The 25,425-nt window shown below is 63.4% G+C and carries 25 protein-coding genes; 14 read left to right on the top strand and 11 right to left on the bottom strand.

Features of this window, described 5'->3' with window-relative positions:
- Window positions 1-13: 13 nt before the first annotated feature.
- Genes glgC through FF124_RS10085 form a run of 6 tightly spaced genes read left to right on the top strand, consistent with a single transcriptional unit; the run spans window position 14 to window position 7,918 of the window.
- The gene (gene glgC, locus FF124_RS10110) at window positions 14-1,276 is read left to right on the top strand and encodes a glucose-1-phosphate adenylyltransferase (RefSeq protein WP_138748376.1); all 1,263 of its coding nucleotides are present in this window, start codon (window positions 14-16) and stop codon (window positions 1,274-1,276) included.
- A gap of 3 nt (window positions 1,277-1,279) precedes the next feature.
- Window positions 1,280-2,716, top strand: a complete 1,437-nt coding sequence (gene glgA / locus FF124_RS10105; protein WP_138748375.1) for a glycogen synthase GlgA — start codon at window positions 1,280-1,282, stop codon at window positions 2,714-2,716.
- 13 nt (window positions 2,717-2,729) lie between these two features.
- Entirely contained in the window at window positions 2,730-4,358 is a 1,629-nt protein-coding gene (locus tag FF124_RS10100) for an alpha-D-glucose phosphate-specific phosphoglucomutase (protein WP_138748374.1), read from the top strand.
- A 7-nt stretch (window positions 4,359-4,365) separates the two neighbouring features.
- Window positions 4,366-6,342 carry a glycogen debranching protein GlgX gene (gene glgX / locus FF124_RS10095; protein WP_138748373.1) on the top strand — a complete coding sequence of 659 codons (1,977 nt, stop codon included), beginning with the start codon at window positions 4,366-4,368 and terminating at the stop codon, window positions 6,340-6,342.
- Window positions 6,343-6,380: 38 nt separating this feature from the next.
- On the top strand, window positions 6,381-6,869 hold the full coding sequence (locus FF124_RS10090) for a MaoC family dehydratase (protein WP_138748372.1): 489 nt from the start codon (window positions 6,381-6,383) through the stop codon (window positions 6,867-6,869).
- A complete protein-coding gene (locus FF124_RS10085) occupies window positions 6,866-7,918 on the top strand; it encodes a DUF2332 domain-containing protein (RefSeq protein ID WP_138748371.1) in 1,053 nt (350 codons plus the stop codon). The genes FF124_RS10090 and FF124_RS10085 overlap by 4 nt, the downstream gene beginning before the upstream one ends.
- A gap of 6 nt (window positions 7,919-7,924) precedes the next feature.
- On the opposite strand, the gene FF124_RS10080 is transcribed toward FF124_RS10085, so the two are convergent.
- The 5 genes from FF124_RS10080 to FF124_RS10060 are packed head-to-tail and all read right to left on the bottom strand — an operon-like array spanning window position 7,925 to window position 13,830.
- The gene (locus tag FF124_RS10080) at window positions 7,925-8,479 is read right to left on the bottom strand and encodes a sarcosine oxidase subunit gamma (protein ID WP_138748370.1); all 555 of its coding nucleotides are present in this window, start codon (window positions 8,477-8,479) and stop codon (window positions 7,925-7,927) included.
- Window positions 8,472-11,429 carry a sarcosine oxidase subunit alpha gene (locus FF124_RS10075; protein WP_138748369.1) on the bottom strand — a complete coding sequence of 986 codons (2,958 nt, stop codon included), beginning with the start codon at window positions 11,427-11,429 and terminating at the stop codon, window positions 8,472-8,474. The genes FF124_RS10080 and FF124_RS10075 overlap by 8 nt, the downstream gene beginning before the upstream one ends.
- Complete coding sequence (locus FF124_RS10070; RefSeq protein WP_138748368.1) at window positions 11,426-11,728, bottom strand: sarcosine oxidase subunit delta; 303 nt, start codon at window positions 11,726-11,728, stop codon at window positions 11,426-11,428. The genes FF124_RS10075 and FF124_RS10070 overlap by 4 nt, the downstream gene beginning before the upstream one ends.
- A gap of 3 nt (window positions 11,729-11,731) precedes the next feature.
- Window positions 11,732-12,568: an alpha/beta fold hydrolase gene (locus FF124_RS10065; protein ID WP_138748367.1), complete on the bottom strand. Its 837-nt coding sequence runs from the start codon at window positions 12,566-12,568 to the stop codon at window positions 11,732-11,734.
- Between the two features lie 8 nt (window positions 12,569-12,576).
- Entirely contained in the window at window positions 12,577-13,830 is a 1,254-nt protein-coding gene (locus FF124_RS10060) for a sarcosine oxidase subunit beta family protein (protein ID WP_138748366.1), read from the bottom strand.
- Window positions 13,831-14,192: 362 nt separating this feature from the next.
- Between FF124_RS10060 and rpsU the strand changes: the two genes are divergently transcribed.
- Together rpsU and FF124_RS10050 are read left to right on the top strand one after the other, a co-directional pair.
- Window positions 14,193-14,405 (top strand): 30S ribosomal protein S21, encoded by a 213-nt coding sequence (gene rpsU, locus FF124_RS10055; RefSeq protein ID WP_024710130.1) that lies wholly within the window; start codon window positions 14,193-14,195, stop codon window positions 14,403-14,405.
- A gap of 149 nt (window positions 14,406-14,554) precedes the next feature.
- A complete protein-coding gene (locus tag FF124_RS10050; RefSeq protein ID WP_138748365.1) occupies window positions 14,555-15,415 on the top strand; it encodes a tetratricopeptide repeat protein in 861 nt (286 codons plus the stop codon).
- 9 nt (window positions 15,416-15,424) lie between these two features.
- On the opposite strand, the gene FF124_RS10045 is transcribed toward FF124_RS10050, so the two are convergent.
- Together FF124_RS10045 and FF124_RS10040 are read right to left on the bottom strand one after the other, a co-directional pair.
- The gene (locus FF124_RS10045; RefSeq protein WP_138748364.1) at window positions 15,425-16,945 is read right to left on the bottom strand and encodes a TonB family protein; all 1,521 of its coding nucleotides are present in this window, start codon (window positions 16,943-16,945) and stop codon (window positions 15,425-15,427) included.
- 69 nt (window positions 16,946-17,014) lie between these two features.
- Window positions 17,015-17,458, bottom strand: coding sequence for a hypothetical protein (locus FF124_RS10040; protein ID WP_138748363.1), 444 nt, complete (start codon window positions 17,456-17,458; stop codon window positions 17,015-17,017).
- A gap of 188 nt (window positions 17,459-17,646) precedes the next feature.
- On the opposite strand from FF124_RS10040, the gene hemP reads away from it, so the two are divergent.
- The 5 genes from hemP to FF124_RS10015 are packed head-to-tail and all read left to right on the top strand — an operon-like array spanning window position 17,647 to window position 21,693.
- A complete protein-coding gene (gene hemP, locus FF124_RS10035; protein WP_138748362.1) occupies window positions 17,647-17,814 on the top strand; it encodes a hemin uptake protein HemP in 168 nt (55 codons plus the stop codon).
- A gap of 19 nt (window positions 17,815-17,833) precedes the next feature.
- Window positions 17,834-18,895 carry a hemin-degrading factor gene (locus tag FF124_RS10030; protein ID WP_138748361.1) on the top strand — a complete coding sequence of 354 codons (1,062 nt, stop codon included), beginning with the start codon at window positions 17,834-17,836 and terminating at the stop codon, window positions 18,893-18,895.
- An 8-nt stretch (window positions 18,896-18,903) separates the two neighbouring features.
- Window positions 18,904-19,785, top strand: a complete 882-nt coding sequence (locus tag FF124_RS10025) for a heme/hemin ABC transporter substrate-binding protein (protein WP_138748360.1) — start codon at window positions 18,904-18,906, stop codon at window positions 19,783-19,785.
- A gap of 7 nt (window positions 19,786-19,792) precedes the next feature.
- The gene (locus FF124_RS10020; RefSeq protein ID WP_138748359.1) at window positions 19,793-20,893 is read left to right on the top strand and encodes a FecCD family ABC transporter permease; all 1,101 of its coding nucleotides are present in this window, start codon (window positions 19,793-19,795) and stop codon (window positions 20,891-20,893) included.
- An 11-nt stretch (window positions 20,894-20,904) separates the two neighbouring features.
- On the top strand, window positions 20,905-21,693 hold the full coding sequence (locus FF124_RS10015; protein ID WP_138748556.1) for a heme ABC transporter ATP-binding protein: 789 nt from the start codon (window positions 20,905-20,907) through the stop codon (window positions 21,691-21,693).
- 4 nt (window positions 21,694-21,697) lie between these two features.
- Here FF124_RS10015 and rsmD read toward each other — a convergent pair whose 3' ends face one another.
- Window positions 21,698-22,255 (bottom strand): 16S rRNA (guanine(966)-N(2))-methyltransferase RsmD, encoded by a 558-nt coding sequence (rsmD, locus tag FF124_RS10010; protein WP_246072353.1) that lies wholly within the window; start codon window positions 22,253-22,255, stop codon window positions 21,698-21,700.
- A complete protein-coding gene (locus FF124_RS10005; RefSeq protein ID WP_138748358.1) occupies window positions 22,236-23,714 on the bottom strand; it encodes a pseudouridine synthase in 1,479 nt (492 codons plus the stop codon). Before FF124_RS10005 ends, rsmD begins: the two co-directional genes overlap by 20 nt.
- 69 nt (window positions 23,715-23,783) lie before the next feature.
- Here FF124_RS10005 and FF124_RS10000 point away from each other — a divergent pair, with 69 nt between their 5' ends.
- Window positions 23,784-24,233: a nucleoside deaminase gene (locus FF124_RS10000; RefSeq protein ID WP_138748357.1), complete on the top strand. Its 450-nt coding sequence runs from the start codon at window positions 23,784-23,786 to the stop codon at window positions 24,231-24,233.
- A 3-nt stretch (window positions 24,234-24,236) separates the two neighbouring features.
- On the opposite strand, the gene FF124_RS09995 is transcribed toward FF124_RS10000, so the two are convergent.
- Window positions 24,237-24,716, bottom strand: a complete 480-nt coding sequence (locus FF124_RS09995; RefSeq protein ID WP_138748356.1) for a GNAT family N-acetyltransferase — start codon at window positions 24,714-24,716, stop codon at window positions 24,237-24,239.
- Window positions 24,717-24,744: 28 nt separating this feature from the next.
- Window positions 24,745-25,410 carry a hypothetical protein gene (locus FF124_RS09990; RefSeq protein WP_138748355.1) on the bottom strand — a complete coding sequence of 222 codons (666 nt, stop codon included), beginning with the start codon at window positions 25,408-25,410 and terminating at the stop codon, window positions 24,745-24,747.
- Window positions 25,411-25,425: the final 15 nt, after the last annotated feature.

Genomic DNA, 25,425 nt, shown 5'->3' with positions numbered 1-25,425 from the left:
GAGGGAGGGAAGGATGAATACGCGCACTGGATACCCCCTGGCACGTGACGCGATGGCCTATGTGCTGGCCGGCGGTCGCGGCAGCCGATTGAAGGAACTGACCGACACGCGTGCAAAGCCCGCGGTCTATTTCGGCGGCAAGACCCGCATCATCGACTTCGCGCTGTCGAATGCGCTCAATTCCGGCATCCGGCGCATCGGCGTCGCCACGCAGTACAAGGCACACTCGCTGATCCGCCACCTGCACCAGGGCTGGAACTTCTTCCGGCCGGAACGAAACGAGAGTTTCGACGTACTCCCCGCCTCCCAGCGCGTTTCGGAAACGCAATGGTACGAAGGCACGGCAGACGCGGTCTACCAGAACATCGACATCATCGATTCCTACGGCCCGGAATACATGATCATCCTGGCCGGCGACCACATCTACAAGATGGACTATGAGGCGATGCTCCAGCAGCACGTCAACGAGGGCGCCGACATCACCATCGGCTGTCTCGAAGTGCCGGTGGAAGACGCCAAGGGCTTCGGCGTCATGCATGTGGACGCCACCGACAGGATCGTCGATTTCGTCGAGAAGCCGGCCAATCCGCCGGGCATTCCGGGCAACGAGAAGATGTCGCTCGCCTCCATGGGCATCTACGTCTTCAATACCAAGTTCCTGTTCGAATGCCTCTACCGCGATGCAGCCGACCCGACCTCGAGCCGCGATTTCGGCAAGGACATCGTTCCCTACATCGTCAAGAACGGCAAGGCGATGGCGCATCGCTTCTCGCAAAGCTGCGTGCGCTCGAGCTTCGAGAAGGAGGCCTATTGGCGCGATGTCGGTACGATCGACGCCTATTGGCAGGCCAATATCGACCTCACCGCCATCGTCCCCGAACTCGACATCTACGACAAGTCCTGGCCGGTCTGGTCCTATTCGGAGGTGACGCCCCCGGCGAAATTCGTCCATGACGACGAGAACCGCCGCGGTTCGGCCATCTCCTCGGTGGTCTCTGGCGACTGCATCATCTCCGGTTCGCAGCTCTACAAGAGCCTGCTGTTTACCGGCGTCAGGGCGAATTCCTATTCCCGCCTCGAAGGCGCCGTCATTCTCCCCCATGTCCATATCGGGCGGCACGCGCGTCTGAAGAACGTGGTCATCGACCACGGCGTCCATATTCCCGAAGGCCTCGTCGTTGGCGAGGATCCGGACCTGGATGCCCGCCGTTTCCGCCGCTCGGAAAACGGCATTTGCCTGATTACACAGTCGATGATCGACAGATTGGATAACTAAGACATGAAGGTCCTTTCCGTTACGTCGGAAATCTACCCGCTGATCAAGACGGGTGGCCTCGCCGATGTGGCCGGCGCCCTGCCGCTTGCCCTCGCCGGCCTCGGCATCGAAACCCGCACAATCATTCCGGGCTATCCGGCAATCATGAAAGCGGTCGACGGGCATGCCGAGAAGGTTCACACCTTCGCGGAGCTTTTCGGCGAGCGGGCAACGCTTTACGCGGCGAAATGCGAGGGGCTGGACCTTCTCGTCCTCGATATCCCGGCGCTCTTCGGCCGGTTCGGCAACCCCTATAATTCGGCGACCGGCGAGGGATATTCCGATAATTGGCGCCGCTTCGGCGCATTATCGAAGGCAGCGGCAGAAGTGGCCGCCGGCGTGTTGCCGGGATGGGAACCGGACCTCGTTCACTGCCACGACTGGCAGGCGGCGATGACGCCGGTCTACATGCGCTTTTCCGACGTGCCGGAAAAACCGTCGATCCTCACCATCCACAATATCGCCTTCCAGGGCACGTTCGGCCCCGACATCTTCCCCTGGCTCGGCCTGCCGGCCCATGCCATGGCCGTCGATGGCGTCGAGTATTTCGGCAATGTCGGCTTTCTGAAGGGCGGGTTGCAGACAGCCTGGGCCGTCACCACCGTGAGCCCGACCTATGCGCGCGAGATCCAGACGCCGCAATACGGCATGGGGCTTGAAGGGCTGATCGCCGCACGCGCGCACACGGTCCACGGCATCGTCAACGGCATCGATACCGATGTCTGGAACCCGACCACGGACCAGTCGCTCGCCAGCCGCTACACGCCGAGCCGGCTGCGCCTGCGCGAACCGAACCGGCAGGTCCTGAGCGAGCGTTTCGGCCTTGATGACGATACTTCCCCGATCTTCTGCGTCGTCTCCCGTCTGACATGGCAGAAGGGCATGGACCTCCTCGCAGAAGCCATCGGCCCGCTTGTCGCCATGGGCGGAAAGCTTGCCGTTCTCGGCACCGGCGATCATCATCTGGAAGAGGCCTTCCGCAACGCCGTGCGGCTTTATCCCGGGCGCGTCGGCACCATCATCGGCTATGACGAGACGCTGTCGCATATCCAACAGGCCGGCGCCGACGCGATCGTCATTCCCTCGCGTTTCGAACCTTGTGGCCTGACCCAGCTTTACGGCCTGCGCTATGGCTGCGTGCCGGTCGTCGCCCGCACCGGCGGTCTGGCCGACACGATCATCGACGCCAATCCGGCCGCGCTCGATGTGAAGGTGGCAACCGGCATCCAGTTCTCGCCGGTGGAAACCTGGTCGCTGGTCCATGCGCTGCGCCGCGCGATCAACCTCTACAATGACAAGAAAGCCTGGATGCACATGCAAAAACAGGGCATGAAGAGCGACGTGTCCTGGAAATCCAGCGCCAAACTTTACGCCGACCTTTATTCAAGCCTTTTCGTGTGACGGTTCGAACATCATGACCAAGACCATTGCCACCAAGCCCTTTGACGGCCAGAAGCCCGGAACCTCCGGCCTGCGCAAGAAAGTGCCGGTTTTCGCCCAGCCGCATTATGCGGAAAACTTCATCCAGTCGGTGTTCGACAGCCTCGAGGACTATCAGGGCAAGACGCTGGTGATCGGCGGCGACGGGCGCTACCTCAACCGCGAGGTGATCCAGACCGCGATCAAGATGGCGGCGGCCAACGGCTTCGGCAAGGTCATGGTCGGCCAGGGCGGCATCCTGTCAACGCCGGCCGCCTCCAACATGATCCGCAAATACCAGGCCTTCGGCGGGATCATCCTCTCTGCCAGCCACAATCCCGGCGGCCCGAACGAGGATTTCGGCATCAAGTACAACACCGCCAATGGCGGCCCGGCGCCCGAGCGCATCACCGACGCGATCTATGAGCGCACCAAGCTGATCGATCGCTACCGCATTTCCGAGGCCGACGACGTGCCGCTCGACAAGATTGGCACCTACAAGGTCGACGACATGGAGGTCGAGGTCTTCGATCCGGTTGCCGATTACGCGGCGCTGATGGAGGAACTGTTCGACTTCGACGCGATCCGTTCCTATATCGCCGGCGGTTTCCGCATTGCCTTCGACGCGATGAGCGCGGTGACCGGCCCCTACGCCAAGGAGATCATCGAAAACCGTCTCGGCGCGCCGGAGGGCTCGGTGCGCAATTTCGTGCCGCTGGAAGATTTCGGCGGGCACCATCCCGACCCGAACCTGGTCCATGCCAAGGAGCTCTACGATGAGGTGATGAGCGCCGACGGTCCCGATTTCGGCGCGGCCTCCGACGGCGACGGCGACCGCAACATGGTGGTCGGCAAGGGCATCTTCATCACGCCGTCCGACAGTCTTGCAGTGCTCGCGGCGAACGCCCATCTGGCGCCGGCCTACAAGGCCGGCCTTGCCGGTATCGCCCGTTCCATGCCGACCAGCCAGGCCGCCGACCGGGTGGCCGAAAAGCTCGGCATCGAGGCCTATGAAACACCCACGGGCTGGAAATTCTTCGGCAATCTGCTCGACGCCGGCAAGGCGACGCTGTGCGGCGAGGAGAGCTTCGGCACCGGTTCCAACCATGTGCGGGAAAAGGACGGGTTGTGGGCCGTTCTGCTGTGGCTCAACATCCTGGCCGTGCGCGGCGAGACCGCCTTCGACATCGTCAATAAGCACTGGGCCGAGTATGGCCGCAATTACTATTCCCGCCATGACTATGAGGGCATCGAAACCGATGCGGCGAACGGCCTGATGGACGCGCTGCGCGAGAAGCTTGCCACCCTGCCCGGCTCCACCTTCGGCGACATGACCGTGAAGGAAGCCGACGATTTTGCCTATCACGACCCGGTCGACGGCTCTGTCAGCCGGAACCAGGGCGTGCGCATCATGTTTGAAAGCGGTTCGCGCGTCGTCTTCCGCCTTTCCGGCACCGGCACGTCGGGCGCGACGCTGCGCGTCTATCTGGAACATTTCGAGCCGGACCCGGCCCGCCACGAAGAAGATACGCAGAAGACGCTTGCCGGGTTGATCGCCTATGCCGAACATATCGCCGGCATCAAGGAACGCACCGGCCGCGATGCCCCGACCGTGATTACCTGAGCCTCCCATGCGAGACCATGAATCAAGACCCGGCGTGAGGGTTCTCGACCGGGGCGTCGAATTCTCCGTCTATTCGGAGAACGCGACAGGCATGGAGCTTTGCCTGTTCACGCCGGACGGGACGGAGACTGCACACCTGCCGATGTCGCATGAGCGGGGAAATATGTTCCGCCTGCTCGTCGATGGGCTGAAACCCGGCCAGCGCTATGGCTATCGCGCCTTCGGACGGTATGATCCGATGGCGGGCCACTGGTTCGATTCCTCGAAACTCCTCGTCGACCCTTACGCGCGCGAGATCGATGCGCCCTACCGTTACCATCCGAAACTTGTGCGATACGGCGTCGAGACCGCCGACATCGTGCCCAAAGGCGTCGTTGTCGCCGACGGTCAGGGCGATCCGGGCCATATCGATCTCCCCGATGGCGCCTTCATCTACGAGGCCGGGGTGAAATCGCTCACCATGCTCAATCCGCACGTGCCCGAAAGCATTCGCGGCACGGTCGCAGCCCTTGGCCACCCGGCCGTGGTGGAGCATCTGCAGAAGATCGGGGCGGACGCGATCGAACTGATGCCGGTGACGGCCTGGATCGACGAGCGCCACCTTCAGCCCCTCGGGCTCACCAATGCCTGGGGCTACAACCCGGTCACCTTCATGGCGCCCGACCCGCGGCTCTGCCCCGGCGGGATCGGCGAACTGCGCCGGGCGGTGGACGCGCTCCACGAAGCGGGCATTGCCGTGATCCTCGATCTCGTCTTCAACCACAGTGGCGAGAGCGACCAGTTCGGCGGCACGCTGAGCTTCCGCGGGCTCGACAACGCGACCTATTATCGCCTCGCCGACGACGATCCTTCGGTGTTCATCAACGATACCGGCTGCGGCAACACGATTGCCTGCAATCATCCCATGGTGCGTCGCTACATCATCGACAGCCTGCGCTTCTTCGTGACGGAGGCTGGCATTGATGGTTTCCGCTTCGACCTCGCGCCCATTCTCGGGCGCACGCGGAACGGCTTCGACACCCATGCCGAAACGCTCGAAGCCATTCTCTCCGATCCGGTGCTGAAGGACCGCACGATGATCGCCGAACCTTGGGATATCGGTCCCGGCGGCTATCAGCTCGGCCATTTCCCCGCCCCTTTCCTCGAATGGAACGATCGCGCGCGCGACGACATGCGACGGTTCTGGCGCGGCGATCAGCACATGACGGGACGGCTCGCCGACGCACTGTCGGGCTCATCGCATATCTTTTCCGTGCGCGACCAGCATGTGACCCGCTCGGTCAATTTCATCGCAGCCCATGACGGGTTCTCGCTGCATGACGTGACCGCCTATGTGCACAAGCACAACGGCCCGAACGGCGAGAGCAACCGAGACGGACACGACGAGAATTTCTCATGGAACAACGGCATCGAGGGCGAGACCGACAATCAGGTCGTTCTCGCCCACCGCCGCCAGGACATCAAGGCCCTGCTCGCCACGCTGTTTGCCAGCCGTGGCGCGATCATGCTGAAGGCCGGCGACGAGGGCGGCATGACCCAGTATGGCAACAACAACGCCTATTGCCAGGACAACGAGACCACCTGGATCGACTGGAAGGCGATGGACGAGGAGCTGATTGCCTATACCGGCGCGCTTGCGGCCTTGCGCAGGCAGTTCGCGGTCTTTTCCGAGACCGGTTTCTTCACCGAGGACGACGTGGCCTGGCTGCGCCCGGACGGAGAGATCATGACCGTCGACGACTGGGAGGCCGCCGAGTGCGACAGCCTGAGCGTCGTGCTTTCGACCACGGAGCGCGGCAGCGAAACCCCGACCCGGCTTGCCGTCCTGATCAACCGCAGTCACGAGGAAATAGCCTTCCGCCTGCCGGAGCGCGACGCCCATGGGTGGCACAGCCTCGCCGACCGGCGACGCGGCATTGTCGAGATCGCGCTTGCGCCCCGTTCGGTATCGTTTTATGCGGAGATGCTCTCCGAGGCCGGATAGCCCAACCAACAACAAGTGTGCGCAGCCGAAAGAAAACCATGGCCAAAGAAATTTCGCTTTCTGAAGTGAAGGATTACGTCGGCCATGAGGTCGGTCTGTCGCGTTGGTTCACCGTAGACCAGACGATGATCGACACCTTCGCCGACGCCACGCTCGACCATCAGTTCATTCATACGGACCCCCAGCGCGCTCGCGCGGAAACGGCGTTCGGCGGCACGATCGCGCACGGTTTCCTGACGCTTTCGCTGCTTTCGGCAATGAATTTCGATTGCGTGCCGAAGGTGCGCGAGCAGACCATGGGCATCAATTTCGGCTTCGACAAGGTGCGCTTCATGACCCCGGTCAAAAGCGGCGCGCGCGTGCGCGGTCGCTTCATGCTCAAGGAAGCGCGCTTTCGCGGGGCGGAACTGCTGGCGATCAACTATGCCGTCAGCGTCGAGATCGAGGGCGAGCGCAAGCCGGCGCTGACCGCCGACTGGATCACCCTCGTCCAGTTCGCCGCAGAAGACCGACCGGAAACGGCATGACGCTTGCCGGCACCCCAATCGGCGCGGCCTTCGAACGACAAGCCAAGGCCTGCGATGAACTCGGCTCACCGTTTACCGCGAGAGTGTGCCGTCTTGCTGTCGAGCGGCTTGAACATCAAGGCGCGGTTGCCGACATGATACGGACATGGCCGGTCGAACGCGCCGTTGTCGATGCGCCGGCGCTGAGGTTTTGTGGTGCGCTGCATGCGCTGCGGCGGCAGGGCTGGGCTTCGATCTCGGCAGTTTATCCGCCCGCCTCCGCATCCGATGATGACCTCTGGAGTGCCATCGCTACCGCGCTGACAGAGCACGCCGGCTTTATTGCAGAGCGCATGCAGTCGGCGCCGCAGACCAATGAAGTGCGCCGTTCCGCCGCGCTGTTTCCGGCCTTTGCGGAAATCGCAGACCGGTTTCCCGGCAAGCCGCTGGTCCTTTCGGAAATCGGCGCTTCGGCAGGCCTCAACCTGCTTTTCGACCGCTATGCCTACCGCTTCGCCGGAATGCATTACGGACCGGCCGAAGACGTGGCGCCGTTCACCATCGCGCCGCAATGGCAAGGCAGGCGCCCCGCACATGCCGAAATCTCTGTACGCGAACGGGCCGGCTGCGACCTCAATCCGCTGCGCGCGGACAATCCGGACGATTGTGAACGGTTGCTGTCATATATCTGGGCTGACCAGACTGACCGAATCGAGCGCACGGAAAAGGCGCTTGCCCTTGCCCGGAAGTATCGCGTGCATGTTGAAAAGAACGATGCGCTTCAGTGGCTTGCCGAAAGGCTAGACACGCGTCGTGAGGATGCGGTGCATGTCGTCTATCACACGATCGCCTGGCAATATCTGCCCGCAGCCGCCCAGCGCGAGGGTCTCGACATGATTGCCGCGGCCGGTGGTCGCGCCAGCCGGGACGCTCCGCTCTGCCATCTTGCCATGGAAGCAGATGACAAGGGACCGGGCGCTGCCCTTACCCTTGTCGTCTATCCCGGAGGCGAGGCGCATACGCTCGGCCGCGCCGATTTTCACGGCCGCTGGATCGACTGGCAGCTTTGAGCGACCTCAAGAAGCTGCGTCCTTCGCGCCCTGATCGAGCAGGCCGAAGACATAGGGTGCGAAGGAACGCCAGCATTCCACGCGGAAGGTGTTCTCCTCCTTGCGGAACAGCACGATCTCGGCCTTGCCGAGAACGGTGCGCACCACCTTGCCGACAGGAAAGCCGGCAAGCCTCAAATCCTGCGGGCAGGCGGCGTTGATCGCCGTCGCGGCCCCCGGCCCGTCGACCATCACCGCGACATTGCGGTGGGAGACGTCGACGGCCGAAAACGGCGCTTCGATCCCGCCAAGGCGCGACATCAGGTCGTCGCCATATTCATTGATCACCAGCCATTCGTCCGGCCCCAGCCAGAATGCATAGCGACCGTCCCGCATGGCGGATGACAGCGGTGCGCGCGGCAATTCTATTTCGAGGGCGCCGGAAAGAGCGCCAAGCGCCTCTTCGCCCGCCCTCAATGCAAGCCGGGTCGCATCGCCGGCCACGACAAGCCGGGCAAGGCCCGAACCGCCAAAGGCGCCGGCAAGCGGAAATGTCCGTGTGGCAACGAGTTCCTCAGCCATGGATGCGCGCTCCTTCCTTGTCGTAGAATACGGTATCGACCACTTCGACCGCGATATTGCGATCCGGCATCGGCACGTAGAGCGTCTGACCCTTCAACGCGTGGCCATTCTTGACCACGGCCATGGCAATGCCGCTTTGAAGCGCCTCCGACCAGTAGGCAGAGGTCACATGACCGAGCATCGGCACCGGTTTGGCCGCGTTCGGATCGGCAACGATTTGCGCCCCCTCCTCCAGCACCAGGCGCGGATTGTTCTTGACCATCAGGCCGACAAGCTGCTTGCGGTCCTCGGCCACCAGATCCGGCCGCTTCAGCCCGCGAATGCCGACGAAATCGGCCTTCTTCTTCGAGACAGCCCAGCCCATGCCGGCATCAAAGGGCGTCACCGTGCCATCGGTATCCTGACCGACGACGATATAGCCCTTTTCCGCGCGCAGCACATGCATGGTTTCGGTGCCATAGGCGCAGGCCCCGAAGCTTTCGGCACGCTCGAAAATCGTCTGCCAGACGGAAAGTCCATAGTCAGCCGGCACATTGATCTCGAAGCCGAGTTCGCCGGTAAACGACACCCGGAAGAGCCGTGCCGGAACCCCGCAGACGGTGCATTCGGCAAGGCTCATATGCGGGAAGGCATCGGCGGCAATATCGACGCCCTCGACAAAGGGGGCGATGATCTCGCGCGCCTTCGGCCCCTGCACGGCGATGACGGCCCATTGCTCGGTCGCAGACGTCAGCCACACCTTCAGATGCGGAAACTCGGTCTGCAGATAGTCTTCCATCAGATTGAGAACGCGCGGCGCGCCGCCGGTTGTTGTCGTCACGTGGAAACGGTCCTGCGAAAGCCTTCCGACCACGCCGTCATCGTAGATATAGCCATCCTCGCGCAGCATCAGCCCGTAGCGGCATTTGCCGGGCTTCAGCGTCGACCAGGCGTTGGAATACATCAGGTTCATGAAGGCCTCGGCATCCGGACCGACCACTTCGATCTTGCCGAGCGTGGAGGCATCGAAGACGCCGGCCGCCTCGCGCACCGTGCGGCATTCGCGGTTGACCGCATCATGCTTGGTTTCGCCGGGGCGCGGGAAAAACCAGGCCCGCTTCCAGTTGCCGACATCCTCGAATGCCGCGCCCTCACCTTCCGCCCATTCATGGATCGGCGTCTTGCGGGCCGGGTCGAAAAGCGGCCCCCGCGAATGGCCGATCAGCGTGCCGAAGGTTACCGGTGTAAACGGCTGGCGGAAGGTCGTCAGCCCGACCTGCGGGATCGGCCGGTCCAGCACCTCCGCGGCAATCGCCAGGCCATGCATGTTGGAGAGCTTGCCCTGGTCGGAGGCCATGCCGTTGGTGGTAAACCGCTTGATATGCTCGATCGAGGCCATGCCCTCATGCACCGCCTGACGGATATCCTTGGCGCAGACATCGTGCTGATAGTCGATGAAGGCACGCGCATCGCTGTCGGCGCTCTCGTCTTCACCCAGCATGCCGCCGGTCCACGGGCGGACGTTCTCGGCCGTGATATCGGCAATGCCGCCGCCGGCTGCCGCCGCCTCGCCGATAAGCGCATGGATCGCGTCCGTGCCGTTGCAGGCGCCGACACATACGGAATTCTGCGCATGGGTGCCGGGAACGAAACGCTGCTCGTCCGCATCGAAAACCAGCTTGCCGCGCGACTGGGAGAAGAGGTGGACGGACGGCGTCCATCCGGCGGAGGTGATCAGCGCATCGATATCGAAGTTGCGCGTCTTGCCGCTGGCCTTGTCCTTCACCTTCATCGAGGAGACACGAAGCCGCCCCTTCGTGCCGACAACGGTGTTGTTGGCCAGCACCTTGATGCCGAGCGCCTTAGCCTGTTCGGCAATACCTGCCCCCGCTTCCGGCCGGCTGTCGACGATGACGGCGACATCGACGCCCGCTTCCTTCAGATCGAAGGCTGCCTCATAAGCCGAATCATGGGCGCAATAGACGCCGACCCTTTTGCCAATGGCGACGCCGTAATGGTTCAGATAGGCCCGCGCGGCCGATGCCAGCATGATGCCGGGGCGGTCGTTTTCGGGAAACACCATCGGCCGCTCGATTGCGCCGGTGGCGAGGATCACCTCGCCGGTTCTGACCTGCCACAGCCGCTCGCGCGGGCCATCCGCCTTCGCGTTAGGCAAGTGGTCGGTCAACCTTTCGCTGAGCGCGACGAAATTGTGGTTGTAATAGCCGAAGGCGGTCGTGCGCGGCAGGACGCGGACATTGTCCATGCCTTTCAACTCGTCCACGGCGGCAAGCGCCCACTCATAGCCCGGCATGCCGTTCACGGTCGTGCCGCTTTCATATTGAAGCGCCCCGCCCGGTTCCGGCTTTTCGTCGCAGAGGACCACGTCCTTGCCGGCTTTTGCGGCGGAAAGGGCAGCCGTCAGCCCGGCAAGACCGGCGCCGACCACCAGCACATCGCAATGGATATAGCGGCAGGCATAGGTGTCGGGATCCTCCTCCGTCGGCGCCTCACCGAGACCGGCCGCCCTGCGGATCAAAGGCTCGTAAAGCCTGTGCCAGGCAATGCGCGGCCACATGAAGGTCTTGTAGTAGAAGCCGGCGATGAAGAAGGGCGAGAGGACATCATTGATCGCGCCGGCATCGAAGGAGAGCGACGGCCAGCGGTTCTGCGACGACGCCTTCATGCCGTCGAAGACCTCCTGAACCGGACCGCGCACATTCGGCTGACGGCGCGCGCTGTCGCGGGAAATATCAAAGAGCGCGTTTGGCTCCTCCGAACCGGCCGTCAGGAAGCCGCGCGGGCGGTGATACTTGTAGGAACGGCCGACCAGATGCACGCCATTGGCCAGAAGCGCGGAGGCGAGCGTGTCGCCCTCAAGGGCCTTATAGGTCTTGCCATCGAAGGAAAAGCGGATGGTCCTGGCAGGCGTCAGACGCCCCTTGCCGGCAATGCGCATTGCGCCGCTCATCGGCCTTCTCCCTCAAAATCCGCGCGCTCGGGTTTCGGTTCGCCGGTCCTGTAGGTCTTCAGGAACCGGTCGGAAACCGTATCGCGCACGGCGTTGAAGAAGCGTCCGCAGCCATGGGCATGGCGCCAGCGTTCGTAGTGAATGCCCTTGGGATTGGTGCGCATGAAGAAATAGGCCGCAAAATCCTCGTCAGAGATTTCGGCAATGTTTTCCGGCCGGGCGATGTGGGCTTCGCCGGCGGCGGCAAATTCCAGCTCGCTTCGCGCTTCGCCGCAATAGGGACAGTGGATGAGCAGCATTATCTAGTTCCCTTCCAGTTCGGGCAGGGCTTCGGGCAAGGAGAGGATCATGTCGAGCAGCGGTCGCGGCGCCTCAAGCTGCGGCATATGGCCGACGCCCTCGAGCGCGTGAAGCTGGACGCCGATGGCGCCGGCAAGCTGATGACCGCGCGAGATCGGGATCCACGGGTCCTTCTCGCCCCAGATCACGGTAACGGGACAGGCGATCGTCTTCAGCTTGTCTGCGAATTCATCGGTAAAGCGGTCATCGGCCTGGGCGAACTGCTTGTAGAAGCTTGCCTGCCCTTCCGGCGTCAGCCAGGGTGACGCGAGTTCGTGCAGCTCGTGCTCGTCGAGCTCGCTCACAAGCGCGCTGCGGATATAGGCAAAAACGATGGCCGAGTGGATATGCGGCGGCAGCGGCGTAAAGGCCTCGATGTGGCGGCTGACATGCTCGAAGAATTCCGATCCCCAGGGACTAACGGCCACCACATTCATCAAGAGAAGATCGTTGTAGACGACATCATGCAGCAGGTTGGCCCGCAAGGTCACTGCGCCGCCGAAATCATGGGCGAAGACGCTTGGGCGGTCGAGCTCCCAGAACTCGACCATCTCCTTGAACACAAGCCCTTGCACATCGAGGCCGGTCGCCTGCCCATGATCCTTTGCCGAACGGCCGAAGCCCGGCATGTCGTACCAATAGCACGTATAGGCCCTGGAGAGCGGCAGGATCATCCGGTGCCAGGAAAAGGACGACCACGGCCAGCCATGGGCCAGCACCAGCGGCGGCCCATTGCCTGCCGAACCCCAGGCAACGGTGCCTGCGCTCGTTTCTGTCTTGTTGTTGACGGTCCAGAGCATAGCGGGCCTCAATGCGCGACGGCGGCAGCAGCCGCCTCGTCGATCAGTCGGCCGGTGCGGTAGCGATCCAGCGTCAGCCCCTCGGCCAGCTTGTGCGGCTCGCCCTTGGCGATCAGATGGGCGAAGAGATGGGCCGAGCCCGGCGTCGCCTTGAAACCGCCCGTGCCCCAGCCGCAATTGACGAAGAGGCCCGGCACCGGCGTCACGCTCTGGATCGGCGAGCGGTCCGGCGTATTGTCGGTAATGCCGCCCCATTGGCGCATCATCTTCACCCGTCGAAAGATCGGGAAGAGTTCGCAGATGGCATCCAGCGTATGGGTGATGATCTGCAAGCCTCCGGTCTGCGAATAGGAATTATACTGGTCGGTGCCCGCGCCGATGACGAGCTCGCCCTTGTCCGACTGCGAGATATAGGCATGCACCGAATTCGACATGACGACACAGGGGAAGATCGGCTTCAGCGGCTCGGAGACGAGCGCCTGCAGCGGCTGGCTTTCGAGCGGCAGGTTGACGTCGGCCATCGCCATCACCATCGAATTGTGGCCGGAGGCGGAAACGCCGATCTTTTTCGCGCCGATAAAGCCCTTCGAGGTCTCGACGCCGGTCACGGCCCCCTCCGGCCCGCGGCGAATGCCCTTCACTTCGCAATTCTGGATGATGTGGACGCCGCGATCGGAGGCCGCGCGGCCATAGCCCCAGACGACGGCATCATGGCGCGCCGTGCCGCCGCGCCGCTGCAGGGCCGCGCCATTGACCGGATAACGCGCGGTTGCGGCGATATCGAGCGGCGGACAGTATTCCTTCGCCTGCTCGGGCGTCAGCCATTCATTGTCGATGCCGTAAAGCCGGTTGGCGTGGACATGGCGCTTGAAGGACTGGCGGTCGTGCTCGTTGTGCGACAGCATCATCACCCCGCGCGGCGAATACATGACATTGTAATTGAGATCGAGCGCCAGACCTTCCCACAGTTTCAGGGAGTGCTCGTAGATGTCCATGCTCTCGTCATAGAGATAGTTGGAACGCACGATCGTGGTGTTGCGGCCAGTATTGCCGCCGCCGATCCAGCCCTTTTCGATCACGGCGATATTGGAGATGCCGTGCTCCTTGGCAAGATAATAGGCCGCCCCCATGCCGTGACCGCCGCCGCCGATGATGATGACGTCATATTCGGATTTCGGCTCGGGCGAGGTCCAGTGCTTCTCCCAGCCGGTGTGATGGCGCATGGCCTCGCGCGCCAGGGCGAAAACGGAATATTTGCGCATCTGAATGCTCCCTCGGGCCGGCTGCGTTTGTGCGTCTCACCCTATACCAATCGCAAATCGGAAAGTGACGCAACGTCCTTTTTGCGACGCTTTTGCCGCCTGCGTTCGACATCGAATTTTCAGAGCTTGCGCGGCGGGGGAAACCGGACTATCGAAGCGCAATCTCGCAGACGGAATGGATTTGCGGCAAATCGGGCGCAATCGCCTGATATCAGGTGCCTGGGGGCTGGACTTCACCGCCGAAATCTGATACTCGCGACGCCAAATGTCGGGCAGAACCCGATGAGACAAGCAACAATGCCTGACGTGCAAGTATTTGCCAGGCTGAACGAGACCAACGAAATTTAAGGAACGGGATACACGTGCAAGTACTTGTCCGCGACAACAATGTTGACCAGGCTCTCCGCGCTCTGAAGAAGAAAATGCAGCGCGAAGGCATCTTCCGCGAAATGAAGATGCGTGACTTCTACGAGAAGCCCTCGCAGAAGCGCGCCCGCGAAAAGGCCGAAGCGATCCGCCGCGTGCGCAAGCTGGCCCGCAAGCGCGCCATTCGCGAAGGTCTGGTTTCGCGCTGATTGTCGTTATTTCGGCACATTGAACATGTTGTGATGGCGGGAGCGTATGCCCCCGCCTTTTTATTTGCTAGATATTTACCTTGCGGCGATACACATCACCGCGCGCATGCAATCTGCGCGCGACAAGCGAGACGACACGAGGGACGAACATGACAGAGATGACTGCTGGCACATTCATGACAGGCACCGGCCGGAAGCTGCGGTTCGCCCTGCTCTTCGGGACTGTCAGCCTGCTCGCGGCCTGTCAGAGCTCCCAGATGATGAACCAGAACGTCGTCTCGATCGACGCGACTCAAGGGTCGGAGCAGAACATCGCTTCGCTTTCCAATGTGATCGCCGCCAACCCGAACGACCCGGAAGGCTACAATGTCCGCGGCGCCGCCTATGGCCGTGCCGGCGACACCCGCCGCGCCATGGACGACTTCAACAAGGCGATCGCGCTCAACCCGAACTATTACCAGGCCTATGCCAACCGCGCGCTGATCGAGCGCAGCCTCGGCCAGCGGATGGACGCGCTGAACGACTACAATCGCGCGCTTCAGATCAATTCGAACTACGACGTCGCCTATATCGGGCGCGGCAATCTTTATCGCGAGGCCGGCCAGCAGAACGACGCGTTCAACGATTTCACCCGCGCCATCCAGTTGAACACGACGGACGCCCGCGCCTATCACAATCGTGGCCTAATCTACCAGCAGCGCGGCCAGCAGGAGCTGGCGATCGCCGATTTCTCCAACGCGATCTCGCTCTCGCCGAAGGCCGCGCAGCCCTATAATGGCCGCGGCGTCTCCTATCTGGCGCTCAACGACGACCAGAACGCCCGCGCCGATTTCGACAAGGCGCTGGCGCTCGACCAGCAGAACGCCGAGAGCTGGGCCAATCTCGGCCTGATCTTCGAGCGCCAGGGCGACTTCACCAAGGCGGCCTCCTATTATCAGCAAGCCAAGAGGCTGAACCCGAACTATCAGCCGGCGTTGCAGGGTCTGCAGCGCACAATCGGCAGTGCCTGAGCCGACCCTTTATCGGCGCAGCGTGAGATTGACCGGCAGGGTGAAGCTCTTCTGCGCGCCCGCATAGCTTTCCGGAAACGGCCCAAAAGAGCCTGCTGCTCGCGCGCGCTGCAGGACCACCGCATCCACCTGGCTGTTTCCCGAGGAACGTGCCAGCGACAGGGCGGTGATATTGCCTGAACGGTTAAGCGTCAGCCGGATCGTCACCGTGGTCGTGAGCGGTCCGAGATTGCGATAATAGCGTTCCGCTGCAACCCACCGGGCAAGCCGTGCGTGAACCCTCCCCGCATAATTCGCCATTGCCGCAGCGCCGTCGCCTGACGAACCGCTGCGTGATTCGGCGGCCTGTGTCGCGCCTTGCTCAGACGTACCGCTGACCGAGCCCCGGCGCGCATCGCTTGCCGATTGTCCGCCGGACCCGGCGCTCTGGCGCGGAACGGTCCTTTTCTGCTCGGCCTGCCGGCGTTCGGCCTCCGCCTGCCTTGCGGCAACCTGATCTTCCGGCAAAGGCTCTGAATCCCAAGGCGAAGGCCGGGGGACCGGCGGCGCTATGTCATAGGCGAGTTCAGGATCGTCTTCCTGGGCCGTGATCGCCTCCATCTGCGGGGTCGCGACCGCAAGCGCAACCGTTTCAGCTTCCGGCGTGGCCGTCTCGACAACTTCCGGCCGGGCCGCATAGGCCGTTTCCGGCAGCGGCGCAGCCTCGGAAACAACGGCTGCAGCCGGGGCGACGGCATCGGGCGCGGCCGCCTCGCTCGGGGCAACGGCCAGCACGGCGGGCTCGGGCCTTGGAAGGGCCGCCGCCTCTGCTGAACCGATGGCTTCTGCAGGACGGGTCTCGGCGGTTTCGACCGGGGCGGCGGCAACCGCCTCGGGCGTCGGCATCGGGGCAGCCTGCATCTCCACCGGCTGCGCCTGTTCGGCCGGCATGGCCTGCGGCGGCGGTTCGGACGCCGCGGGGCTCAACGCCTCGGGCGCGGCGGTCACGGCCTGTTCCACCGGCACCGTTTGCGTCTCGACTTCGGTCGGCCGGGCCTCTTCCGCCCCGCTTGCCGCCGCGTCGACGTCGCCATTGCCGAGCATGACGACGCTGACGACAACGCCGCCTTCCTCCGCCGGCGCCTCGGGAATGATCTCGACGACATGAAGCGCCATGGCAAAAGCAACGCCATGGATGAGGATCGACGCGAGCGCGGCCATCGGCAGCCGCCTGCTCCTGTCGGATTTGTCGGCGATGCCCGCAATACGCGGCAGGACGACGCTGCCGAGGTCGGCCTCTTCGGCAGCAAGCGCCGGCTCGTCCTCGCCAGCCTCGCTCTTTGTCTCCTGCAGCCTTTCGGCGGCAACGCCCGCTGCCGCCTTCAGCTCCAGAACGACGGCGTCGAGATCGACGGGCTTGCGGCTGGCCGGCGTCACGACAGGCGCATCCGCCTTTGCCGCGGTTTGCGGAGGCGAAACGGTCTCCACCGGCTCCGCGTCACGGACGCCGCCCGGCAAACCCATCGCAAACATCGCCCTGTCATCCGTCATCGGCAGCTTCGCTTCAGCGTGTCTTATTGGTCTTGGCGCAGAGCGCGCAGTGTCTTCTCAATCGGTGGATCAGCCGTCGAATGGAATGCCGGCCTTCGAGCTGGTTTCAAGCTCAGCCATGCAATCGGCTCCGGCGACCTCGCAGACCTTGAGGTCGTTGAGCAGCAGCCCGCCAAGCGCATCACAACCCGCGCCCGGCAATTCGAACTGGCGGACTCGCATCTTGCCGGCCGGCAGCGACAGGAAGTCCAGCATGGTCAGCCGGTCAACGACGCCTTCCGTGTCGAACAGCGCCACTTCGGCCTGCAGGCTGTCGATCGGCGCGGAGAGGTTGTTTTCCACCAGGAAGGTCAGCTTGCAGCCATTGTCGGTCGTGTCCAGCGCATTGAGCGAGATCGAAAGTCCCGCCTTTTCGTCCGCTGGCATCGCGGCATCGCCTGTGGCGGCCTCCTGGGCCAGGATCGGTTGCGACAGGACGAAAAGCGCGGCGGCGGCGCATGGGAAAATTTTCATTTCTCAAATCTCCGGCGGTTTCGGATCGGAAGTGTCGGGCAACATCAAAGCCGCCCGGTGACGCGTCATCCTACCGCTCACTTTGGAAAACGTCTATTGCGTGGATAGACAAAGGTGACTAATAGAGTCAACTTATAAAACAGGATTCGAAAATTCAAGTTTTAACCCGAACAGACATATCGACCAGGATGAATGACGACAAGACGGCCGGACGGGCCGACGCAAGCGACAACAGCGCACCGGTGCTTCAAAGCGAGACGCTTTTCAAAGGCGGCAATGAGGTCATCATTCGCCACCAGGGCGCCGACTACCGCATGAAGATCACCCGCCAGGGCAAACTTATTCTGAACAAGTAGACCAGACGAGACGAGACCGATGACGACCAAGACACCCGCAGAGATCCGCGCCTTCCGCCGTGACAACCCGAAAATGCGCGAGCGCGATATCGCTTCGCAGCTTGGCATTTCCGAAGCGGAACTCGTTGCCGCCGAAGTCGGCCTCACGGCAACCCGCATCTCTCCGGAGCCTGCCCGCCTTCTGGCGCATGCCGAAAGCTTCGGCGAGATCATGGCGTTGTCGCGCAATGAAAGCGCGGTCCATGAGAAGATCGGCATCTTCGAGAACATCAAGAACGGGAAAAAGGCCGCGATCGTGCTTGGCGAGAACATCGACCTTCGCATTTTCCCGAGCCGCTGGGTCCACGCCTTCGCCGTCACCAAGACGGATGACGAAGGCCATGAAAAGCTGAGCCTGCAATATTTCGATGCCAGCGGCGTGGCCGTTTTCAAGCTGCACTGGCGGCCGAAATCCAATGTCGAGGCTTATCGCGCCTTTGTCGAGGCGCACAAGCTTGATGACGACAGCCAGACGATCGAGACAGGCGAGATCAAGGCCCACGACGCCGACCACGCCCGCGACCCGCAGACCGTCGATGTCGAACTCTTGCGCGACCGCTGGACCGCGCTGACCGACACGCACCAGTTTTTCGGCATGCTGAATGACCTCAAGGTCCACCGCCAGACGGCGATTTCGACGGTCGGCGATGATTACGCCTTCCGCCTTGCCGATGACGCGGTTGCCGCCATGCTGCACGGCGCATCGAAGATCGAAGACCTGCCGATCATGGTCTTTGTTTCCAACAACGGCATCGTGCAGATCCATTCCGGTCCGGTGAAGAAGATCGTCGAGATGGGTCCGTGGATCAATGTCATGGACCCGACCTTCCATCTGCATCTGCGCCGCGACCACATTGCCGAAACCTGGCTGGTGCGCAAGCCGACGAGCGACGGCCATGTCACCTCCGTCGAGGCCTTCAACGCGGCCGGCGAGATGATCATCCAGTTCTTCGGCAAGCGCCTCGAAGGCTATGCCGAACGCCCCGTATGGCGTGACCTTGCCGAAAGCCTGCCCCGCCACAGCGAAACCGCAGCCGCCTGAGGAAAACCATGTCTGCCATCTCATCCGCGCTCAAAACCGCACCCCTCATCGCCGGTCTGCTTCTGGCCGGCGCCACGGCGGCATCCGCCGTCGAGCCGCTTGAGGACACGTCGGGCCTCGTCACCATCGGCGGTTCGGTCACAGAGATCGTCTATGCGCTTGGCGCGGGCGACAATGTGATCGGCCGCGACACGACCAGCACCTACCCACCGGAAGCGCTCGCCATGCCCGATATCGGCTATATGCGCCAGCTCTCGCCGGAAGGCATCCTCTCGGTCAATCCTTCGGCGATCATCAGCATCGAAGGGGCTGGCCCGCCGGAAACCATGGAAGTCATGGAAAAGGCCGATGTCGATCTCGCCTTCATTCCCGAAGACTACAGCCGCGACGGCATCATCGAGAAGGTTACGACGATCGGCACCCTGCTTGGCCGTGAGGACCAAGCCAAGACCCTCGCCGATGAGATTGCGGCCGAGCTCGATCCGGTTCTCGCCAAAAACGCCGCCCGCGATCCCGAAGAGACGAAAAGCGCGATCTTCATTCTCAGCCTGCGCAACGGCAAGGTGATGGGGTCGGGCACCGGCACGGCCGCAAACGGCGTGATGCAAGCCGCGGGCCTCGAAAATGCCTTCGGCGCTTTCGAGGGCTACAAGACGCTTTCCGATGAGGCCGTGATCGAAGCAGCCCCTGATATTATCCTGCTGATGGACGGCACTGCGGGCAACCACGTGCCGACCGATGAGGATGTCTCCACCCAACCGGCCCTGGCGCTGACGCCTGCCGGCAAGGCCAGGGCAATCTATCGCATCGATCCCGTCGGCATGATGAATTTCGGCCCGCGCTTCGGCGAGAACCTGTCGAAGCTGACGGCGGAAATCTACGGGGAATAAAGCAGCCATGGTGGTGATCGACACACTGACCTCGGCCGGAAGGCGGCTCAACTGGCGCGAAAGCGGTGACCGCTCGCATATCGCGGTCTTCACCATCATGGTGCTCGCCGTGGCATCCGTGTTCGCCGTTCTGGTCTCCGTGGCCAACGGCGCGTCGGATGCGTCCATCTTCGATGTCGGCCGGGCGATCCTCACCGGCAATGCGGATGATGCGCTGGCAGCCCGCGACCGCATCATCGTCTTCGACATCCGCCTGCCCCGCGCCATCATGGGCTTTCTGGTGGGCGCGTCGCTTGCCGTCTGCGGTACGGCCATGCAGGGCCTGTTCCGCAATCCGCTGGCCGATCCCGGCCTTGTCGGCGTTTCGGCCGGCGCAAGCCTCGGCGCGGTGGTGATGATCGTTCTAGGCGGCACGGTTGCCGCACCGCTCGCCAATCTGATGGGGGTCTACGCACTGCCGGCGGCCGCCTTCATCGGGGCGCTGGCAACAACGCTGATCCTCTACCGGATCGCCACCCGCCACGGACAAACGTCCGTCGCCACCATGCTGCTCGCCGGCATCGCGCTTTCAGCGCTTGCAGGCGCCGCGACCGGCTTCCTCGTCTATCTCGCCAATGACCAGCAATTGCGCGACCTGACCTTCTGGTCGATGGGCTCGCTTGCGGGTGCGACATGGACCAAGATCTGGGCGATCGCGCCGATCATGCTGGCAGCCTTCGCCGTGCTGCCCTTCATGGCGCGCGGGCTCAATGCCATCACGCTCGGCGAGGCGACGGCCTATCACATCGGCATTCCGGTGCAGCGGCTGAAGAACATCACCATTGTGGCGGTGGCGGCTGCCACGGGCGCAGGCGTTGCCGTTTCCGGCGGAATCGGCTTTGTCGGCATCGTCGTGCCGCATCTCCTGCGCCTCGTCATCGGCCCGGATCACCGCTACCTGCTGCCGGCCTCCGCCCTGCTTGGCGGCGCGCTTCTGGTGCTGGCCGATCTTTTTGCCCGCACCATCGTCGCGCCCGCCGAACTGCCGATCGGCATCATCACCGCAACCGCCGGCGGCCCCTTCTTCCTGTGGATCCTCTTGAAGAACCGCTCGCGCCTCAATCTGTGACCCGCATGACGATGATCACCACCTCCCGGATTTCCGTGGCGCTTTCCGGCCGCCCGGTTCTCAACGACGTTTCGCTCGAAGCCCGCGCCGGCGAACTGACGGCCATTTGCGGCCCAAACGGATGCGGCAAGACGACGACGCTGAAGGCGATTGCCGGCGACCTGAAGCCCGAGAGCGGCAAGGTCGCCATCAATGGCGCAGATATCGCAGCACTCGCGCCCTGGCAGCTTGCCGAACTGCGCGGCGTGCTGCCGCAGGCGTCCAATCTCGCCTTTCCCTTCACCGTGACCGAAGTGCTGCGCATGGGGCTTTCCGGCCGCAGCCACCGCGCGGGCGATGCCGACCTGAAGACCATGGCCAGGGCCCTGAAGGCCGTCGACCTCAACGGCTTCGAGGGTCGCTTCTATCAGGAGCTTTCCGGCGGCGAGCAGCAGCGCGTCCAGCTTGCGCGCGTGTTGTGCCAGATCGAGGCGCCGGTTGCCGAAGGCGCGCCGCGCTGGCTTCTCCTCGACGAGCCGGTGGCAAGTCTCGACATTCTCCACCAACTGGCGATCATGCGCCTTGCACAGAGCTTTTGCCGCGCCGGGGGCGGCGCCATCGCGGTGATGCACGATCTCAACCTGACGGCGCTCTTTGCCGACAGGATCGTCCTGATGAAGGATGGCAGCGTGGCGGCTGCCGGTACGCCAAGGGATGTGCTGACCGACGGCAACCTCTACGCCGTTTTCGGGGCAAGGCTATCGGTTAACCAGGCGCCGACGGACGGTACGACCTTCGTCCTGCCGCACAGCGCGCTTTGAGCGCTTATGGCCGATAGCGGTAGAAATGCATCTGCGTATCGCCGAATTCGCGCTCTTCGACCGGCGAAAATACCGGCGGAAGCGCAGGGTTGACTTCTCCCGTCTCTTCCAGAATGACGAGTGCATCCGGTTTCAGCCAGCCGCCCTCGCCTGCCGCCGCTATTGCCTTTTCGCCAAGACCCTTGCCATAGGGCGGGTCGGCAAACAGCAGGTCGTAGGGCTCCAGCTTGCCGACGCTGCCGAGCTTCGTTGCATCCCGGCGCATGATGCGGGTGCGGCCTTGAAGCCCGAGCGCTTCGATATTGGACCAGAGCAGCCCCCGGCCCTCGACGCTGTTTTCCACGAAGAGCGCAGCCCGGGCACCGCGCGACAGGGCTTCAAGCCCGACCGCGCCGGTCCCTGCAAACAGCTCCAGCAGCCGCGCGCCCTCAACGGCCTCGGGATAAGCATGGGCCAGAATATTGAACAGGCTCTCGCGGGTGCGATCCGTCGTCGGCCTGATCTCAGAGGTCTTTGGAGCCGCGAGCGTACGCCCGCGAAACTCACCGCCGACGATCCGCATTGCCCCTCGGCCCCTTGCCGCCTGCACCGCCGCGCGGCCTGTCATTGCCATTGGGCTTGCCGCGCTTGTCGCCCGAAGGCCGCCCACCTGCCGGGCGGCCTTCACCGCGCGGCGGACGGCCTTCGCCAGCCGGACGCTTCGGCCCGGAGAACCGCTTTTCGCCACCGGCCGCCGCATCACCCTCGGCGCGCGGCTTGCGCGGCCCCTTGGCAAAACCGCCGCCGGGCTTGCCGCCCTGCGGTTTTCCGCCGCCTCTTGCCGGCCTTGAACCAGCCGGGCGTGCGGCGCGCGGGCTATCGCCCTCGTCCCGGCGACGTGAATCCTTGCGGGCGTCGCGGCGGGCGTCCTCACGGGCCTTGTCCTCGGCCTTCTTCTTCGCCTTGGGGCCGAGCGGACGGGCACCGGCGGCCATCCAGACATTGGCGGAACGGGTATTGCGTTCGACATCGCGGACGGGCTTTTCCTCGCCCCTGCGCTTGGTATCAAGCCGGTCACGGCCGCGCTCAGCGCGCTCCTGCCGGTCGAGCTTTTCCCTGCGCGGCGCCCGCTTCGGCGCTTCGGCCTCGGCAGGCTTCGGCACGGCGGCCTCGCCGTCGTGATAAAGCGGCGCGTCGAAATTGGCGCCGGATTCCTCGATCAGGCGCGGCCCGAGCTGGTCGCGCAGCGTGCGGCCGCGCACTTCCAGCACATTGCCCTCTGCAAGTTCGCCCAATTGGAAAGGACCGTAGGAAATGCGGATCAGGCGGGAAACTTCGAGACCGAGCGCGCCCAGCACGTTCTTGATCTCGCGGTTCTTGCCCTCGCGCAGCCCCATGGTGATCCAGACATTCGATCCCTGCTCGCGATCGAGCGTCGCGTCGATCGCGCCATAGAGCACGCCGTCGACGGCAATGCCGTCCTTCAGCTTGTCGAGGTCTTCCTGCGTGATCCGCCCATGGGCGCGCACGCGGTAGCGCCGCAGCCAGCCGGTGGCCGGCAGTTCCAGAACGCGGGCCAGGCCACCATCATTGGTCAGAAGCAGAAGGCCCTCGGTGTTGATATCGAGACGGCCGATCGAGATGACGCGCGGCAGGTCCTTCGGCAGCTTTTCAAAAACCGTCGGCCGGCCTTCGGGATCGGAATTAGTGGTCACGAGGCCGCCGGGCTTGTGGTAGATCCACAGTCGCGTGCGCTCGATGCCCCGGATCTCCTCGCCGTCGACCTCGATCTTGTCGGCAAGCGTGACGTTCACGGCCGGGCTTTCCAGGAGCTTGCCGTTGACCTTGACGCGGCCGTCGAGGATCATCCGCTCGGCATCGCGCCTGGAGGCGACGCCGGCGCGCGCCAGGATCTTGGCGATCCGTTCCGGCGCCTGCTCTTCGGCTCCGACTTTCGGCGCGTCCTTGGCCTGTGCCGGCTTGCCGGCAGGCTTGCCCGAAGGCTTTCCGCCGCGTTTGGGGAATTTGTCTTTCTGGTTCATTTCGCTTTGCCTGTTGATCCCGATCCTCTAACAGGACAGGAGGAATTGGTTAAGAGGAAACTTGTCAAAATGGCCGCGGGCAGCGATTTCATGGCATTGGCGCTGGAAGAAGCCGAAAATGCTGGCGCGCGCGGCGAGGTGCCGATCGGCGCCGTCATCGCGCTTGACGGCGCGGTCCTGGCCTCTGCCGGCAATCGCACGCGCGAACTGAACGATCCGACGGCCCATGCCGAGGTGCTTGCCATCCGCGCCGCCTGCGAGAGGCTCGGCTCGGAACGGCTTCCCGGCGCGCATCTCTACGTTACGCTCGAGCCCTGCGCCATGTGCGCGGCGGCGATCTCGTTCGCCCGCATCGAACGGCTTTACTATGGCGCGGCGGACCCCAAGGGCGGCGGCGTCGATCACGGCGGCCGCTTTTTCAACCAACCCACCTGCCACCATCGGCCCGACGTCTATTCCGGCTTTTCGGAAACCCGCGCCGCGGCGCTTCTGAAAGACTTCTTCAACGAGCGCCGATAGGCCTCACCGGCCGGCAAAGGCGGAAAGCGTCTCGTCTTCCAGACGATAGCGGATCCATTCGCTCTGCGGCTTGCCGCCAACCGCATCGTAAACGCGGATCGCATCGACATTCCAGTCAAGCACGCTCCACTCCATGCGGCCGCAATTCTTCGCGACTGCGACCTCGGCGACTGCGCGCATCAGCGCCTTGCCCAGCCCCTTGCCGCGAAATTCCGGCGAGACGTAAAGGTCTTCCAGATAGATGCCGTTGCGGCCCTGCCAGGTGGAGAAGGTAAAATAATAGACCGCGAAACCGGCGGGCTTGCCATCGATCTCAACGATCAGACCGCCCGTCACGGAGCCGTCGCCGAAGATCGCCTCGGCAAGGCCCTCCTCGGAGGTCTCGACCTTGTCCAGCGCCTTTTCGAATTCGGCCAGTTCGCAGACGAAGCGATAGATGGTTGTCGCGTCGGCGCGTGTCGCCGGACGGATCGAATAGGTCATGATGTTCCCCCGGAAAAGTCCCGCGCTACTACTGGCCGGCGTTCTTGGATGATTCGAGGAAATCCTCGGTCTTGCCGCTCTTGCAGTTCAGGAACAGGAAGCAGCGGTCCGGGTCCTTGCCCTCGGCCAGTTTCTGGCGGCGACGCTCCTTGGCACGCTCGGGATCGCCGAGATCGTTCAGCGCCTCGGGGCTGGAAGGCGTGCGGTATTCCGCCGGCGGGTCGATCAGGTAGCGCCGCTGGGTGATGTCGATGGTATTGGCCTCGTTGCGCGCCTTGCGGAAGGCCTCCAGCTGTTCCTTCTCGGTCAGCTGGCCCGTGCCCTTCGCGCCCACGAGCGGCGACTTGTAGAACGGGTTGTCCTCATTGTCCTCGATTTCCTGATAGACGCGCTCGCGCTGTTCTTCCGGCGATTCGATCCAGTTCGGATTGTCGACCGAGGCCACGGATTTCTGCGGCGGGACAAGCGGCTGGCCGGCCATGTTCTTCGACGGCTTCACCAGTTCCGGCCGGGCCTCGTAATCGATATCGGGCTGGTCCGGATTGATCACCAGAACGGCCTCGCCGAGATCCTCGACCAGTTGCGTGGTGGCCGACGTGCCGGTTCCGTAGGTCGGAGCGCTGATGCAGGAAGCAAGCGAAGCGGCGCCCGCCAGGGCGAGTGCAAGTTTCATCGAACGGAAAACAAAGGTCATGCGCTCTACTACCAC

Origin of the sequence: Martelella lutilitoris (genome assembly GCF_005924265.1) — a bacterium.
GTDB classification, from domain to species: Bacteria; Pseudomonadota; Alphaproteobacteria; order Rhizobiales; family Rhizobiaceae; genus Martelella; species Martelella lutilitoris.
This window is presented reverse-complemented; position numbering and strand designations above follow the sequence as displayed.

Bases quoted from the DNA above. Each gene is read 5' to 3' on its own strand.
- FF124_RS10050 (WP_138748365.1), top strand. From the start codon at position 14,555: ATGACAGAGATGACTGCTGGCACATTCATGACAGGCACCGGCCGGAAG.
- glgC (WP_138748376.1), top strand. From the start codon at position 14: ATGAATACGCGCACTGGATACCCCCTGGCACGTGACGCGATGGCCTAT.
- FF124_RS10085 (WP_138748371.1), top strand. From the start codon at position 6,866: ATGACGCTTGCCGGCACCCCAATCGGCGCGGCCTTCGAACGACAAGCC.
- FF124_RS10060 (WP_138748366.1), bottom strand. From the start codon at position 13,830: ATGCGCAAATATTCCGTTTTCGCCCTGGCGCGCGAGGCCATGCGCCAT.
- FF124_RS10030 (WP_138748361.1), top strand. From the start codon at position 17,834: ATGACGACCAAGACACCCGCAGAGATCCGCGCCTTCCGCCGTGACAAC.
- FF124_RS10090 (WP_138748372.1), top strand. From the start codon at position 6,381: ATGGCCAAAGAAATTTCGCTTTCTGAAGTGAAGGATTACGTCGGCCAT.
- glgA (WP_138748375.1), top strand. From the start codon at position 1,280: ATGAAGGTCCTTTCCGTTACGTCGGAAATCTACCCGCTGATCAAGACG.
- FF124_RS10075 (WP_138748369.1), bottom strand. From the start codon at position 11,429: ATGAGCGGCGCAATGCGCATTGCCGGCAAGGGGCGTCTGACGCCTGCC.
- FF124_RS10040 (WP_138748363.1), bottom strand. From the start codon at position 17,458: ATGAAAATTTTCCCATGCGCCGCCGCCGCGCTTTTCGTCCTGTCGCAA.
- FF124_RS10080 (WP_138748370.1), bottom strand. From the start codon at position 8,479: ATGGCTGAGGAACTCGTTGCCACACGGACATTTCCGCTTGCCGGCGCC.
- FF124_RS10020 (WP_138748359.1), top strand. From the start codon at position 19,793: ATGGTGGTGATCGACACACTGACCTCGGCCGGAAGGCGGCTCAACTGG.
- FF124_RS10100 (WP_138748374.1), top strand. From the start codon at position 2,730: ATGACCAAGACCATTGCCACCAAGCCCTTTGACGGCCAGAAGCCCGGA.
- FF124_RS10015 (WP_138748556.1), top strand. From the start codon at position 20,905: ATGATCACCACCTCCCGGATTTCCGTGGCGCTTTCCGGCCGCCCGGTT.
- FF124_RS09990 (WP_138748355.1), bottom strand. From the start codon at position 25,410: ATGACCTTTGTTTTCCGTTCGATGAAACTTGCACTCGCCCTGGCGGGC.
- FF124_RS10065 (WP_138748367.1), bottom strand. From the start codon at position 12,568: ATGCTCTGGACCGTCAACAACAAGACAGAAACGAGCGCAGGCACCGTT.
- FF124_RS10005 (WP_138748358.1), bottom strand. From the start codon at position 23,714: ATGAACCAGAAAGACAAATTCCCCAAACGCGGCGGAAAGCCTTCGGGC.
- hemP (WP_138748362.1), top strand. From the start codon at position 17,647: ATGAATGACGACAAGACGGCCGGACGGGCCGACGCAAGCGACAACAGC.
- rsmD (WP_246072353.1), bottom strand. From the start codon at position 22,255: ATGCGGATCGTCGGCGGTGAGTTTCGCGGGCGTACGCTCGCGGCTCCA.
- FF124_RS10025 (WP_138748360.1), top strand. From the start codon at position 18,904: ATGTCTGCCATCTCATCCGCGCTCAAAACCGCACCCCTCATCGCCGGT.
- FF124_RS10000 (WP_138748357.1), top strand. From the start codon at position 23,784: ATGGCCGCGGGCAGCGATTTCATGGCATTGGCGCTGGAAGAAGCCGAA.
- FF124_RS10045 (WP_138748364.1), bottom strand. From the start codon at position 16,945: ATGACGGATGACAGGGCGATGTTTGCGATGGGTTTGCCGGGCGGCGTC.
- glgX (WP_138748373.1), top strand. From the start codon at position 4,366: ATGCGAGACCATGAATCAAGACCCGGCGTGAGGGTTCTCGACCGGGGC.
- FF124_RS10070 (WP_138748368.1), bottom strand. From the start codon at position 11,728: ATGCTGCTCATCCACTGTCCCTATTGCGGCGAAGCGCGAAGCGAGCTG.
- FF124_RS09995 (WP_138748356.1), bottom strand. From the start codon at position 24,716: ATGACCTATTCGATCCGTCCGGCGACACGCGCCGACGCGACAACCATC.